The organism is Paenibacillus sp. JSM ZJ436 (genome assembly GCF_044383795.1).
GTDB lineage: Bacteria > Bacillota > Bacilli > Paenibacillales > Paenibacillaceae > Paenibacillus_AQ > Paenibacillus_AQ algicola.
On sequence record NZ_JBISEO010000003.1, the window covers coordinates 44802 to 59132 of the forward strand.

Sequence of the window (14331 nt, forward strand, 5' to 3'; positions counted from 1 at the left end):
GAAGGAATCAGAAGGAGTACATTTACAATGGACATTCACATTCACAAAAATACACCGTCCGCGGCTGAGCGCGAGAACCGTGCCCGCATGCTGATTGCGTGCCCGGACGGACCCGGCATCGTAGCTGCGGTGTCCCGCTTCCTGCATGAGCATGGAGCGAACATCGTTCAATCCGACCAATATACGATGGACCCTGCCGGGGGCATGTTCTTCATGCGCATCGAGTTCGATTTGCCGGAGCTGGCGCACAAGCTGCCGGAGCTGGAGACCTCATTCCGTGAAGTCGCTGAGCGGTTCAGCATGGAATGGAATATTAACAACACTTCACGCAAAAAGCGTCTTGCGATCTTCGTCTCCAAGGAGGATCATTGTCTGGTCGAGCTGCTATGGCAATGGCAGGCCGGTGATCTGGATGCAGACATCGCTATGGTGGTTAGCAATCATACAGACATGCAGGAGTATGTCGAGTCATTCGGGATTCCGTTCCATCATATCCCGGTCACCGCGGATACCAAACCGGAAGCGGAGCAAAGGCAGCTTGACGTGATCGGAGAGGATATTGACGTAATCATCCTCGCCCGCTATATGCAGATTATCAGTCCGCAATTTATTCAGCATTATCGCAACCGGATCATCAATATTCACCACTCGTTCCTGCCGGCATTTGTCGGCGGCAAGCCGTATGCTCAAGCCTATAACCGCGGCGTCAAAATCATCGGCGCAACGGCCCACTACGTAACCGAGGAGCTGGATGGCGGCCCGATTATCGAGCAAGACGTTCAGCGTGTCAGCCACCGGGATGAGGTCACTGAGCTGAAGCGGATCGGTCGGACGATCGAACGGGTAGTGCTGGCCAGAGCGGTAAAGTGGCATATTGAGGACCGCATCTTAGTGCATCACAACAAAACGGTAGTATTCTAAGAGGGCTTTGCCTGTCTTTGCCTAAAACCACGAATAACCAAGCTCCAATGCTTTATTATGAAGCAAACATTGAATAAGCCTATTGGAGCAGCCTAATACTTGCTGCAGAGATCAACATCCCGCTCCTTTTTTATGTGGAGCGGGATGTTTTTTTTGTGGATCAGCAAACTTTTAGCCACGGTGATTCGTCTTACATCATAGAAGGCATAGACCAAGAACTTCATATACATAAGAACTGCTTGGAAGCCATGGTCGTCAGATATAAGGAGAGGGGAATTATATGTTGTCATTGTCCATGATAAGAAAAGGATGTCTACTGCTGACAGCCATCTTGCTGCTGGCGGCTGGCTTGGCTGTTCCGCAGCTAAGCGGCACAGCGAACGCGGCACCTCAGGTTGTAATGCAGACAGAGTTAGGGTACGAGGGAGTGTTCAAGCAAGGGAAATGGAATCCATTAAGAATCATGCTAAAGAGCAGTGAGGATCTCGCCGGCGATATCGTGATCCAGCTGCAGAACAATAACGGTATGGGAGAGGCAGCTTCATACGTTCAGCGGGTGGAGCTGCCTAAAGATACAGAGAAAGAGATCGTCATTGCGATTCCCGGCGTCTTTCTGACGAAGGATAACAATACAATCACCTTCTATGAGGGCTCCTACAGTGAAGGAAAGCCGGTTGTGATCTCCGGCAGCAAAACCTACTTGTCCAAAAGTGCCGTTGCAAGCACGCTTGTCGGTGTGCTGTCCGCGGACCCGGATACGATGAATTTTCTGAACACTTTGAACGGAAAGGGCAACAGCATCGTCAGAGCTCCACTTCAGGCAGATGATATTTATGAAAATGCTATGCTGCTGGATGGTCTGGACGTGCTGGTCATGAACAATTTTGCCTCGGATACCCTGACAGAACGACAGCAGGAGACCATCACTTCATGGGTTCAATCCGGAGGGACGCTGGTTCTGTCCGGCGGAGCAGGCTACGCCAAGACCTCCGCACCGTTTCTCGACATCGCTCCGGTACATCCGGAAGGAACACTGGACGTAGACAGCTTGCTGGAGCTGGTACAGCTGGGCGGAAAACCGCTTAGTCTGGCGGACACACTGACCCTTTCCAAGGGTTCGATCATGGAAGGGGCAGTCGTTGATACAACAACAGCAGGTGCGCCGCTGTTTGCTCATCGCGATGTGGGACAAGGCAAGGTATGGTATGCCGCATACGACGTCAGCATGGAGCCCGTCAGTTCCTGGGCGGGACACGCTGCAGTCTGGGCTTCGGTTCTAAAGAATGACCTGCCGATGAATAATGGTGGATATAACCCGTACATGGACCAGCTCAGCTATACATTGGAATTTTTTCCTTCTATTCAAATGCCATCGTTCCCCGTGCTGCTCTGGATGCTGATTATTTACGCCTTCGTTGCGGCACCGCTGCTATACTTTATCCTCAAGAAGGCGGATAAGCGGGAATGGGCCTGGTTTCTCATTCCGCTGGTCGCGGTCATTGCAAGTGCCGCCGTATATATGGCAGGCTCTACCGACAAGACAGAGGAAATGGCGCACACGCTGAATATTGTGGAGCTGGATGGAGCCGGCCTAGGAACGATAGATACGGCCACGGCATTATTTACACCTCGAAGTGGTGATTACCAGGTTGAATTCCCGCAGAACACGTATGTGAAAACCCAGCGCAGCTCAGGCGGCTTCGGGACTAATCTCGGAGAAAATAAAAACTTCATCCGCGTGGAGCAGGAACAGACGAAGCTGGAGCTAAGGGACATGCCGCAATGGTCACTCGCTAAAATGTGGGCTCAGCGTGCAGCGCCTGAGCAAACCGGACAATTTGCGGTTACCCTCGACATTAATGATAACGGCGAGATCGCCGGGAAGGTAACCAATGAGACGCTTCATGATTTGGATCAGGTTGTGCTCGTAGTGGGCGGCACCGCCTATAAGGTTGGAGATATTCCTGCCCGGGGAACTGCAGATATTCCGTCAGACAAGAAGTCCATGATCACGTTAATGGGATCTGATCTGGCGTATCAGCTTTATCCATACCCGAACCCGAACCAGGGCAGGGATTCTTTTAATCGGCAGCGGGAGATGTTGTCCACGTACACGTATCAGCAGGGTAATTTCTCGACCAGTGCGTATGTTGTGGGGTGGAGTAACGAGGAGCTGTCGAGCTATACGGTTGGAGGAAGCTCGATCCCGAGCGACCAGCTTAATCTGTGGACCCAGAGTGTAGAGCTGGACTGGAGCCAAAAAGGTGCCTTCAGCATTCCGTTTGGTTTCCTGACTCCTCAAGTAAGTCAGGTCAATGCCACGAACTTTTTTGTTTATCCGCACGGCATTGAAATGGGTCAAGGAAGCATCACGGCGGAGTTTCAACTCCTGAGCAATCCAAATGCCAGATATGATGAATTCTCAATTAAAGAAATCAAGCAGGGAAACAACATTACCATGGAAATTTGGAATGCAGAGCAAGCGGCCTGGGAGGTGCTTCCTGCCGATCAGAATACGTATGACGTCACGGACAATACAGAGCGTTACATTGTAGATAACCGAATCCGACTCTCCATCCAATCCAAGGGCCAGGGGATGATCCAGATGCCGGAGCTGCTCTTAAAGGGGGAGAATCAATAAATGATAGAAATCAGAGATCTGAAAAAGCGATACGGCTCCTTTGAAGCCCTGAAGGGGATCAATCTCGACATTGAGCAAGGAACGGTATTCGGCTTTGTTGGGCCGAACGGAGCCGGTAAATCAACCACCATGTCTATTCTCGCCACGCTGGCTCTGCCTACCTCGGGAACAGCCAAGGTTGGGGGCTATGAGGTGACCGAGTATCCCAAGGAGGTGCGCAAGCGGATTGGCTATATGCCGGATTTCTTCGGTGTGTATGATCAGCTGAAGGCGACAGAATACCTTCACTTCTACGGAGCAAGCTACGGGCTTCCGCGTGCAGAGCGGGAAAAGCTGATTCCCCAGCTGCTGGAGCTCGTCAATCTGAGCGATAAAAAAGATACCTATGTCGACAGCCTGTCACGCGGGATGAAGCAGCGGCTTTGCTTGGCCCGGTGTCTGGTGCATGATCCGGAGGTGCTTATTCTGGATGAGCCGGCCTCAGGGCTGGACCCGAGAGCGCGGATTGAGATGCGCGAAATATTGAAAGAGCTGAAGCTGATGGGCAAGACGATTATTATCTCCTCGCATATCCTGCCCGAGCTGGCAGAGATGGTGGACCAGATCGGAGTTATCGAGCATGGAGAGATGGTGGCCCAGGGCAAGGTGTCGGATATCCAGAATCGCCTGCGTGTCAAAAAGGTCATCCACATTCGCACACTAGAGCCTGAGAGCGGCCTGAGCGACAAGCTTCGGGATGAGCCGTTTGTGACCTCGGTGCTGACTGACAATACGGGAGTGCATGTGCATTTTAGTGGTGATGATGCCCAGCAGAGCGAGCTGCTGCGGGAAGTTATTTCCTGGGGAATTCCTGTGGTGTCTTTTCAGGAGGCACAGAGTAATCTGGAGGATGTATTCCTTGAAATCACGAAGGGAGGGACTGCGGAATGAACTGGAGCCGAAAACTAATCAATCCGGTGCTGGATAAAGAATTCCGACTTCGCATGCGCTCTCCGAAATCCATGCTGTCTGTCCTTTTGTATGTGATGGCACTGGGCGGAGTGGCCATGGCTTTTATCTATATATTTCTGTATTTAGAGCAGGGCGGACAGCAGCGTTTTGACCCTTCCATGAGCCGATCCATGTTCTATGTACTAAGCTTTGCTCAGCTTGTTCTGATTGCATTCATGGCACCTGCCCTGACCGCCGGCGTCATTAGCAGCGAGCGGGAAAAGCAGACGCTTAGCATGCTGCTGACGACTCAGCAGAGCTCGGCTACGATCGTGCTGAGCAAGCTGCTGTCTTCACTCAGCTTTATGGCTCTGATCGTTTTATCTACATTGCCAGTGTACAGTATTGTGTTTTTATATGGAGGAATTTCACCCCAGCAGCTTATCTCAGTGTTTTTATTTTATTTATTCGTTATGCTGCTGCTGGGCTCGCTCGGTGTCATGTTCTCAACCCTGTTCAAAAGAACGATTGTTGCGATCATCGTCACCTACGGAGCGGGATTGTTTATTTTCCTCGGGACCGGACTGCTTTATTTGTTTTTTATGAGTCTGGATTCACGGGATCTGATGATCAATGGAGCACCGCCCGTGAACTCGATCTCCTGGACCGGGTATATTCTGGGACTGAACCCTGCTGGTGCGCTCATCAGCTTGTTTGAGCCGAGCTTTTCCAAAGAGGTTTTTTACATGATGCGGGGAGGCTCTTCGCTGAACAGTAAAGCGCCGATCCAGCTGTGGCAAGAGTTTGTAATCGTGTATTCGGTCGTTATTGTGCTGGTTCTCATGGTTGCAATCCGGAAGATTCGGCCTGTTAAGCGGGGCAGCTGGATGAGGAGAAAATCACCCAAGCCGCAGCAGCCGCCTGAAAGCGTTAGCCGCGAAGGCTAGATGAATATTTAAAGCACAGGTACAGCTGTGTCTGCACATCAGAGAAAGGGGCGTAAGGAATGGACAGTATTTTGCGACTCATTGAAGCTGCCAGACGAAGGCTGCAGGCGTTTAAAGCGGCAGTGTATGGATTGTACGGCTTGTTGGCCGGCCTGCTGCTTGCGCTGATTCTGCTTGCAATGGGACGGATTGTCCCAATCCCGGCGCTGAACATATGGGCTTCAGTCCTTCCTGTCGCAGGATTGCTCATCGGAGGGGCAGGGGGCTGGCTCCGGCGGGTGCCCCTGAAGGAAGCCGCTGCCGTCATGGACAACGTGCCGGAAGGCGTGGAACGGAGCGATATGATGACGACAGCGCTGTCGTTCGCCCGTGAGGATTCAGCAACTGTACGCTATCAGCGTCAGCAAGCGGAAGGCTATGGCCAGCAATATGTGGATAGGATTCAGAGCCGGCTGCCAGTACCCAGACCGCAGAAGCTGATCATAGCGAGCAGCCTGGGCGTGCTGGCTATGCTGATCCTGATGCTGATTCCAAATTCCATGGACCAGAAGATAGAAGCGGCGAAAGAGCAGCGCCAGTGGGTGAAAGAGCAGATTCAGAAGAGTGAAGAGCTTGCCGAGTCACTTCAAAATGAGGGGGAGAGCTCTGAAGAGAAGCAGCAGCTGCTGGAGCAGATTCAAGAGCTGAAGCAGCAGCTTCAAGCACTGAAGCAGCCGGAGGAAGCGCTGGAGAAGCTGGAGCAAGCTATGGAGAAGCTGGACAAAATGACAAAGCAGCAAGAGGCGCTGTCCAAGAAGGTATCCCAGCTCGCTCAGCAGATGCAGCAGCAGCCCCGGCTGGCGCAGGCAGGCCAGAGCCTGGAGCAAGGAAAGACTGAGCAGCTGAAGCAGGATATGGACCGTTTGAAGCAGGAGGCGGCCAAGATGTCAGAGGGAGAGAAGAATAAGCTGGCGGAGGAGCTGGAGAAGCTGGCAGAAGAAGCAGCCAAGAAAGAAGCTGACCAGCTGTCCAGTGCTCTTCAAATGGCTTCAGAAAGTCTGAAGAAAGGCTTGACTGAGGAGCAGCAGCAGGCGCTGCAGGAGCTGGCGGAGGAGCTGGCCAAGGCAGCACAGGGCAAGAATGCTGCTGAAGCGGCCTCTTCCCTTTCATCAGAGCTGGCCTCAGCAGTGGCCTCCCAAGGCTTGAAGCTGGCGGAACAGATGGCGGCTTCCGGTATGCAGATATCGGACTCCTGGGCACGAGGCGGCAGTGCAGAAGCGCTCGCACAAGGCAGTGGCGCTGAAGGGCAAGCTTCAGAGCAGACCGAAGGGGCCGGCTCGGATAGCGGCTCTTCAGCTGCTGCGCAGGGGACAGGTGGCCAGGGCTCGGGCCAAGGCCAAGGGTCTGGTCAGGAAGGCGCCGGCGGACAGGGCACTGGCACAGGCCAGGGAACGGGTGGCGCCGGCAGTGGAAGAGGCGGCCAAGGTCCAGGTGCCGGACTCGGCAGCGGAGGCCGGGAGCTGGTCACGACTCCCCGTGGCCTGGAAGGCAGCGGCAATGTGCAGAATGATAAGGGAGAGCTGAACGGAACCGGCGGAGACATTCAAAAGGGCGGCGTATCGCCAACGATGCCAGGGACGTCAAGGCCGTATGAGGAAGTATATCAGGATTATGCTGTACAGGCGCGGCGCTCGCTGGAGCGCAATCTTCTTCCCGAGCAGATGCAGGGACTGGTCGAGGACTATTTTACCCAAATCAATCCGAATCCGTAGACTGATCAAGAAAGGCAGGACATAGTATGTCTGAGATTATGATGAAACCGAAGGAATGGACCGATCAAATAGCCAGACTCCGGCAGCAGATTGGTCAAGTCATTGTGGGGCAGGAGGAAGTGGTAGAGCAAATGCTGTGGTGTATTTTCGCCGGCGGGCATGCGCTGCTGGAGGGGATACCTGGACTTGGAAAAACGATGCTGGTCAGCACGATCTCCAAAGCGCTGGATTTATCCTTTTCTCGAATCCAGTTCACACCCGATCTGATGCCAAGTGACATTACGGGTACAAACATTCTGTCCTTCGGACAGCAGGGCAGTACGGGAATGTCATTTCAAAAAGGCCCGCTGTTCAGCAGCATCGTGCTGGCTGATGAGATTAACCGTGCCACACCGAAGACTCAAAGTGCCCTGCTGGAAGCGATGCAGGAGAAGACGGTAACGGTGGGCGGTGAGACGCATACGCTCCCGAGACCCTTTTTCGTTCTGGCTACCCAAAACCCGCTGGAGAATGAAGGGACCTATCCGCTTCCTGAGGCCCAGCTCGACCGTTTTCTGCTCAAAATTGAGGTTTCCTACCCTAGCAGGGAGGAGCTGAAGGAGATTGTAAAGCGAACAACGTCTTCCCGGGAAATCGGGGTGGAGAAGCAAATGACAGCAGCTGAGCTGCTGGATATTCAACAAGGGGCGAAGGAAATTCTCGTTGCCGATGAAGTGCTGGATTATGCAGTCCGGCTGCTCATGATGACTCATCCGGAGGATGCATCAGCAACGGAGGGAGTACGCAGATATGTCCGGTATGGCTCGGGTCCCCGCGGCGTGCAGTCCATCATTGCCATCGGCAAGGTGCGCGCACTCTTCAAAGGACGAATGCATCTGTCCACCGGTGATATCAATGCCTGTGCGCTGCCGGCGCTGCGTCACCGTCTGTTCCTGAACTTTGAAGGCCAGGCGATGGGCGTGACGACCGATACCGTCATCCGCGAAATTATGGAGCAGCTGGAGAAAGGGGTGTGAGCGGGTCCAAGCATCTGCTGCCACCGGAATGGCTGACCCGGCTGGAGCGGCTGAGCCTGAATACCCGAACCCGGGTGGCAGGGACCCTTCAGGGCAAGCGGCGTTCGCGGAGGCTGGGCTCGTCTTTGGAGTTTGCGGATTACCGGCTGTATGCGCCGGGCGATGATGTGCGCCGGTTTGACTGGGGCGTCTATTCCCGGACCGGTAAGGCGTTCGTCAGACAATTTATGGACGAGCAGGAGCTGATGGTCAGCATCTACGTGGATTGCTCGGCTTCCATGGCTGGCATTCAAGGCACGGAAGCTGGCACAGGAGGCGGACCGAGCACAAGCCAGGGCGGAGCGGCAACCGACAAATGGCTGCTGGCGCGCCAGCTCGCCGCAAGCATCGGATATTTGGCGCTATCCTCATATGACCGGCTGCAGCTGGCATGCTACAGCAAATCAATGGATTCCAGGCTGCCTGTGCTGCGGGGCAAAGGGGCTGCCCACCGGCTGTTCTCCCATCTTCAGCAGGCTCCTCTAGGCGGAGACGGAAGCCTCGCCGCTGCGTTATCGGTACCGGGTGCTTTGCCCCGTCTGCCCGGAATGACGTGGATTTTTTCGGATTGCTGGCTGGAAGGCGGCGAAGAGGAGCTGTCCCGTTCATTGTCGTTGCTAGCAGGGGCAGGTCAGGAGGTCGTGCTCGTGCAGGTGCTGTCCCGGGAGGAACTGGATCCGCGCTTTGCGGGGGATCTTCGCCTTGTGGATGTGGAGACAGGCGGAGGCAAGGAGGTCGCCGTAACGTCAAGGCTGCTGGAAGCATACCGGGAGGAGCTGGATCGCTATCAGGGGATGCTGGCCAGAGTATGTGCCGAAAGAGGAATGTCCTACGTGCTCATTCCGGAGGATATGCCGCTGCAGGAGGCGGTGTTTGGCATCCTGGCCGGCGCCGGTCTGGTCAAGAGCTGAAATGCATGCCGCAGGGCAGTATTGTAATGTACGAATTCGAAGAATTACTTGTTATTTGCTTTATTTGCTACATGGGAGGAGGAAAGGCAAGTGGGGATACAATCATGGCTCAGCCTTTGGTTCGGATTAAGTCTTCCGGCGATTGTGCTGATGTACCTGTTCAAGCGAAAATATATCGACACGCCGGTTCCCAGCCATATGCTGTGGAATCGGGTGCTCCGTAACCTGGAGGCGAATCGTCCCTGGCAGAAGCTTCAGAACCGGCTGCTGCTCTGGCTGCAGCTGCTGGCGGCGGCGCTTCTGGTCTTTGCGCTGATGCAGCCTTTCCTGCAGGTGTCCGGCGGCGGCAGTCAGCACCTTGTTATTGTCGCGGATACTTCGGGCAGCATGAGCGCAGAGGCCCCCGGCGATGCTGCAAAGAAGATAGATCCCTCCTCAGGCGGTGCGACCCGGCTGGAGCTGTTAAAGGAGCGGCTGGTGGAATATACAGGGCGGGAAGGACGCGGACGGGATATTTCGCTTGTTGCCGTGGGCGCAAGGCCGGCAGCACTGCTCTCGCGTGAAAGCAGCCGGGAAGATGTCGTGAAGGCTATTGAACAATTACAGCCGTACTACGGTCAGGCCTCCTACCGGGAAAGTCTCTCTTTGGCCTCAGCACTTACCCGGGAGGATGGAGACTCGGAGGTTGTTATTTTTACAGATGGCCAGTGGAAGGACGATACAGCTCAGATTGCCTTCGAGGTTCCGGTCGGCATTGAGAAGATCAGCGGTGGAAATCCGGTCAATGCCGCTGTGGAGCAGTTCGGTATTTCCGGTGCGTCCGGTCCGGGAGCTTCTTCCAGGGCTGTGGCTGTGATCACCAGCAATGCCAGTTCGCCGGAGGGGGTAGAGGTCAGCCTTTATGGTGACGGCAAGCTGCTTGCAAGCCAGGAGGTACCGGCTTCGGAAGGGGAGAGGCAGACACTGTCATTTGATGGTCTTCCCTATGCCGAGGTTTACCGGCTTGCACTGACGGGTGCAGATCATTACAAAGCGGATAATGAGGCCTACGCTTTTGGATACGACCGGACAGAAACAAGAGTGCTGCTGCTGACGCCAGGGAACTTCTTTCTGGAGAAAGCGCTGCAGCTGGGCGGCTCTCAAGTGACTCGCGTGAATGTTGATGCCGAGAGCGAAGGAAATCCGGCACAGGATCAGGCCTCCAAATCTCTGCCGGTGCCGGAAGGGGAATTTGATCTTATTGTGCTGGATGGCCCGATGCCAGAGACGGTGCAGCAAGGAGAGTGGGAGAAGCTGATCTCCCGGACTCCGCTCTGGACCTTGGGTACCGGGGCAAAGGGGACATCGAGACCGCAGGGTCAGCCCGTCATTGAGCGCCATCCGGTCACGGCTTATCTTAGTCTGTCGGGAGTATACATTGGCTCCGTATCCGGGGAACGGCCGTCGTGGGGAGAGCCTATTGTTAAAGTTGGCGGTACACCGGTCATTTATGCCGGAACAGAAGCCGGGCATCCTCGCCTGTCCTTTGATTTTCGTCTTCAGGATAGTGATCTTCCGCTGTCACCGGAGTTCCCGGTGCTGGTCAGCAACGTCCTGCAGTGGATCACCTCGGATAACGCTTCCGGCCTCGGACGATATATCGCAGGGACGGTTGTAAATATTCCGGTTGCCCTGGATACCGTAAACGCACAGTGGCTTCCGGCAGAGGGATATGTAAAGGAAAGTGGATATATTCCGCCAGAGGCGCTAAAGAGTGATAAAGGAATATCTGCAGCCCAGACGGTTCCGGATGTGCCGGGACTGTACAGGTTTGAGCAGGTGAATCCGGCCGGAGAGACGGTAAGCAGCTGGCTGGCTGTAGCTCCGGATCCTTTTGAAGGCAATCTGGCAGAAGGGAGCGGCCCCGCCGTTAGCCAGCTTGCAGGCAGCGGTGCAGCGGCAGCAGAGACTGGGGAGGATCAAGAAGATCGCCGGTCGACTGCGCTGCCCGGGTTATCGCTTCTGCCATGGCTGGCGCTGCTGGCATTACTCGTGATTGCACTGGAATGGGGGGTGTATCAGCGTGGGCGTTCAATTTAACGAGCCCGGGTGGCTCTTGCTGCTCATTCCGGCAGCCGTGCTGCTGTACCGTGCTTATCGTTCAGATTACCGGCTCAGCGGCTTCCGAAAAAAGCTCGCTTTCGGGCTAAGAACCGTCATTATTCTGCTGCTTGTTTTGGCTATATCCGGTTTACACGGATTTACGGTGCTGCAAGACAAGCAGGTTGTTTATGTGGCTGACCGTTCTGACAGCATGGGGGATGCCGCTAGGCTTCAGCAGTGGATCGGCGAGTCCATGAAGACGAAAGGAGAAAAGGACCGTATTGCGGTGGTCTCGACGGGCCTTGAAGGAGCTGTCGAGCAGAAGCTGTCTGCACAGGGGAGCGGCACTTCCTTGAATGCTTCCGTGGCGGAATCGTTCACGGGCCTGGAGTCTGGTCTGCAGCTCGCCTCCTATTTATTTGAGGGAAAGGGAGATGCGCGAATTGTGCTGCTCTCGGACGGGGAGGAGAATGTAGGCAGCATGGCCTCTATGGGCCGGCTGCTGAAGGACCGGGGGATTGCCGTGGATGTACTGCCGGTACCCGGACAGGACATTCAAGATGTATCCGTTGAGGAGCTGAAGCTGCCGGACAAGCTGTATCAGGGAGAGGCTTTTTCCATGGAGGTGCTGCTGAACAGCACGTACAATACTTCCGGTGAGCTGCGCATTTATGAGGACAGCCGGGAGATTGGGCGGCAAATAATTGAGGTCAGCAAGGGTGAGAACCGGTATGCTGTACAAGGATTGGCCAAGTCTCCAGGGCTGCACCGGTATCGGGCGGAGATTTTTATGGATGGAGACACATCCTCTGCCAACAATGCAGCAGCTGATTTTACCCGGGTAGACGGACCGCCGCGGGTGCTTATTGTAGAAGGAGAGGAAGGCAGCTCAGGGAACATCAAGGCTGCACTGGACTCAGGTATGATTGCTGTCGAAGTCATTCCACCGGAGCTGCTTCCGCTGGAAGCGGCGAAGTATGCGGCGTATGACAGTATTATTTTTAATAATGTGTCTGGCAGCCGGGTCGGGGGGCGGCAGATGGAGATGATTGAGCAGTCCGTGCGAAGCTTTGGCACCGGGTTTATGATGGTCGGCGGCGAAGACAGCTTCGGCATGGGCGGTTATTTCAAGACCCCGATCGAAAAAGCGCTGCCTGTGTCCATGGAGCTGGAGGGCAAGCGGGAAATCCCGTCCCTCGGCCTGATTCTGGTCATTGACCGCTCTGGCAGTATGTCCGGCGCCAAGATGGAGCTGGTGAAGGAATCGGCGATGCGGACGGTCGAGCTGCTGCGGGCGAAGGATACCGTGGGGGTGGTTGCTTTTGACGACAGGCCCTGGTGGGTTGTGGAGCCCCGGGAGCTGGGAGATAAGAAGGAGGTACTGGAGGCAATCCAGGGAATCCAAAGCAGCGGGGGAACGAACATTTATCCCGCTGTCGCCGATGCGCTTGAGCAAATGCTGGACATTACCACGCAGCGCAGGCACCTGATTCTGATGACAGATGGACAGTCGGCGCTGGGGAGCAACTACAGCGAGCTGACGGATCAGATGGTGGAGGAGAAGATTACGATGTCCTCCGTAGCTGTCGGCATGGATTCCGATCAGGTGCTGCTGCAATCCTTGGCAGAGGCTGCGAAGGGCCGTTACTACTTCGTAGAAGATGAAACAACGCTTCCGGCCATATTCAGCCGGGAGGCTGTTTTGCTGGCCAAGTCCTATATCGTGGATAAGCCGTTTATTCCAGCTGTACAAAATGCGGGCGACTGGGGACCGTTATTCGCGGAGGGCGTTCCCGGACTGCTTGGTTATGTCGCAACGACGCCGAAATCGACGGCCCAGGTGGTGCTGTCGAGCCCGGAGCCGGACCCGATTCTGGCCCGCTGGCAATATGGGTCGGGACGAACGGTGGCCTGGAGCAGTGATCTGAGCGGAAAGTGGTCGAAGGCGTGGGTCTCGTGGCCGAAATTTGCAGACACGCTGACCGAGCTTGTGAAATGGACGTTTCCGCAATTTGAGGCGTCCCCTTATGAAGTGAGCGCGGAGGTTGCAGGCAGCCGGGTGAATTTGCAGATTACGACAGATGGCAGCAGCGCTCCGGAGAAGCTGTCTGCGATGATTACCGGAGAAGAGGGGCAGGAGCAGCAGGTCGAGCTGGTTCAAGAGGCCCCTGGTCGCTATACAGGTCAACTGGACATCTCCAAGCCGGGTGCATTTCTGCTATCGCTGTCGGATGACAGCGGGGATACGCCTGTTCAGGCAGCGGCAGGCACGGGATTCGTCGTCCCGTATTCGCCGGAGTACAAGATCTCCACGGGCGGCGGGGCAGAGGCACTCCAGCAGCTGGCCGAGCTGACGGGAGGCCGGGTGCTTAAGTGGGAGGAGCCGGCCGCGGTGTTTGACCGCGAAGCGGTTTCGCGGCAGGTGCTCCATGATTGGAGCTACCCGCTGCTGGCGGCGGCCCTGCTTCTGTGGGTCGCCGATATCGCCGTGCGGCGCCTGGCTCTGCCATGGGCCGCCATCGGCGCCTGGCTGGCGCGGCCGCTGCGCCGCCAGCCTGCCGCTGCCGCTGAGGCCGGGCGGGACCCCGGCCTCGGGCGGTTGGCTGCGCGCAAGGCACGCGCAGCCAGCTTTTACGGCGGGAGCCGGAGCGGCGGCATGAAGCCGCCCGGTCCCGCCGCCGAGCCCGCGCGCAGCGATGCGGGCTCGGAGGGGCGCGGCGGCAGTGCAGCCGCGCCGGGGGTGCCGGCGCAGCGGCGGGACGCCCCGCTGCGCGAGCCGGCGCCGGCCGGGGCGAAGCCGGCCGGGCAGGGCGGGGTGCCGCCGGCGGAGCAAGGCGGCACTTCCATGGATCGGCTGCTGCAGGCCAAAAGCCGCACGCGCCGCAAATAGTGCTGCAGGAGCGTCAGCGCCCAGCGCCGTCACGCCGCGTGAACGCGAAAAAGGAACTCGTTGCGCCGCTGAGGCGGTGCTAGCGCAAACGAACACCAAAACCCGAACTCGTTGCGCCGCTGAGGCGGTGCTGGCGCAAACGAACACCAAAAACCGAACTCGTTGCGCCGCTGAGGCGGTGCTAGCGCAAACGAACACCAAAA

At 56.2% G+C, this 14331-nt stretch carries 9 protein-coding genes; all 9 read left to right on the top strand.

Translation table 11 applies throughout. From position 1 onward, the window contains the following. The first annotated feature begins 27 nt into the window (after positions 1 to 27). The 9 genes from purU to ACH6EH_RS04485 all read left to right on the top strand — a co-directional run bounded on the left by purU (position 28) and on the right by ACH6EH_RS04485 (position 14128). Positions 28 to 921 carry a formyltetrahydrofolate deformylase gene (purU, locus tag ACH6EH_RS04445; RefSeq protein ID WP_138226769.1) on the top strand — a complete coding sequence of 298 codons (894 nt, stop codon included), beginning with the start codon at positions 28 to 30 and terminating at the stop codon, positions 919 to 921. A 295-nt stretch (positions 922 to 1216) separates the two neighbouring features. Then, complete coding sequence (locus tag ACH6EH_RS04450) at positions 1217 to 3562, top strand: DUF7408 domain-containing protein (RefSeq protein WP_397331296.1); 2346 nt, start codon at positions 1217 to 1219, stop codon at positions 3560 to 3562. After that, positions 3563 to 4492, top strand: a complete 930-nt coding sequence (locus ACH6EH_RS04455) for an ABC transporter ATP-binding protein (RefSeq protein WP_208203196.1) — start codon at positions 3563 to 3565, stop codon at positions 4490 to 4492. Next, positions 4489 to 5439 carry an ABC transporter permease gene (locus ACH6EH_RS04460; RefSeq protein WP_397331297.1) on the top strand — a complete coding sequence of 317 codons (951 nt, stop codon included), beginning with the start codon at positions 4489 to 4491 and terminating at the stop codon, positions 5437 to 5439. Before ACH6EH_RS04455 ends, ACH6EH_RS04460 begins: the two co-directional genes overlap by 4 nt. Positions 5440 to 5498: 59 nt before the next feature. Continuing rightward, a complete protein-coding gene (locus ACH6EH_RS04465) occupies positions 5499 to 7190 on the top strand; it encodes a coiled-coil domain-containing protein (RefSeq protein WP_397331298.1) in 1692 nt (563 codons plus the stop codon). Positions 7191 to 7216: 26 nt separating this feature from the next. Next, a complete protein-coding gene (locus ACH6EH_RS04470) occupies positions 7217 to 8206 on the top strand; it encodes an AAA family ATPase (RefSeq protein ID WP_208203193.1) in 990 nt (329 codons plus the stop codon). Beyond that, positions 8203 to 9156: a DUF58 domain-containing protein gene (locus ACH6EH_RS04475; protein WP_397331299.1), complete on the top strand. Its 954-nt coding sequence runs from the start codon at positions 8203 to 8205 to the stop codon at positions 9154 to 9156. The genes ACH6EH_RS04470 and ACH6EH_RS04475 overlap by 4 nt, the downstream gene beginning before the upstream one ends. A gap of 90 nt (positions 9157 to 9246) precedes the next feature. Continuing rightward, on the top strand, positions 9247 to 11235 hold the full coding sequence (locus tag ACH6EH_RS04480; RefSeq protein ID WP_397331300.1) for a BatA domain-containing protein: 1989 nt from the start codon (positions 9247 to 9249) through the stop codon (positions 11233 to 11235). Beyond that, on the top strand, positions 11219 to 14128 hold the full coding sequence (locus tag ACH6EH_RS04485) for a VWA domain-containing protein (protein WP_397331301.1): 2910 nt from the start codon (positions 11219 to 11221) through the stop codon (positions 14126 to 14128). The genes ACH6EH_RS04480 and ACH6EH_RS04485 overlap by 17 nt, the downstream gene beginning before the upstream one ends. Positions 14129 to 14331: the final 203 nt, after the last annotated feature.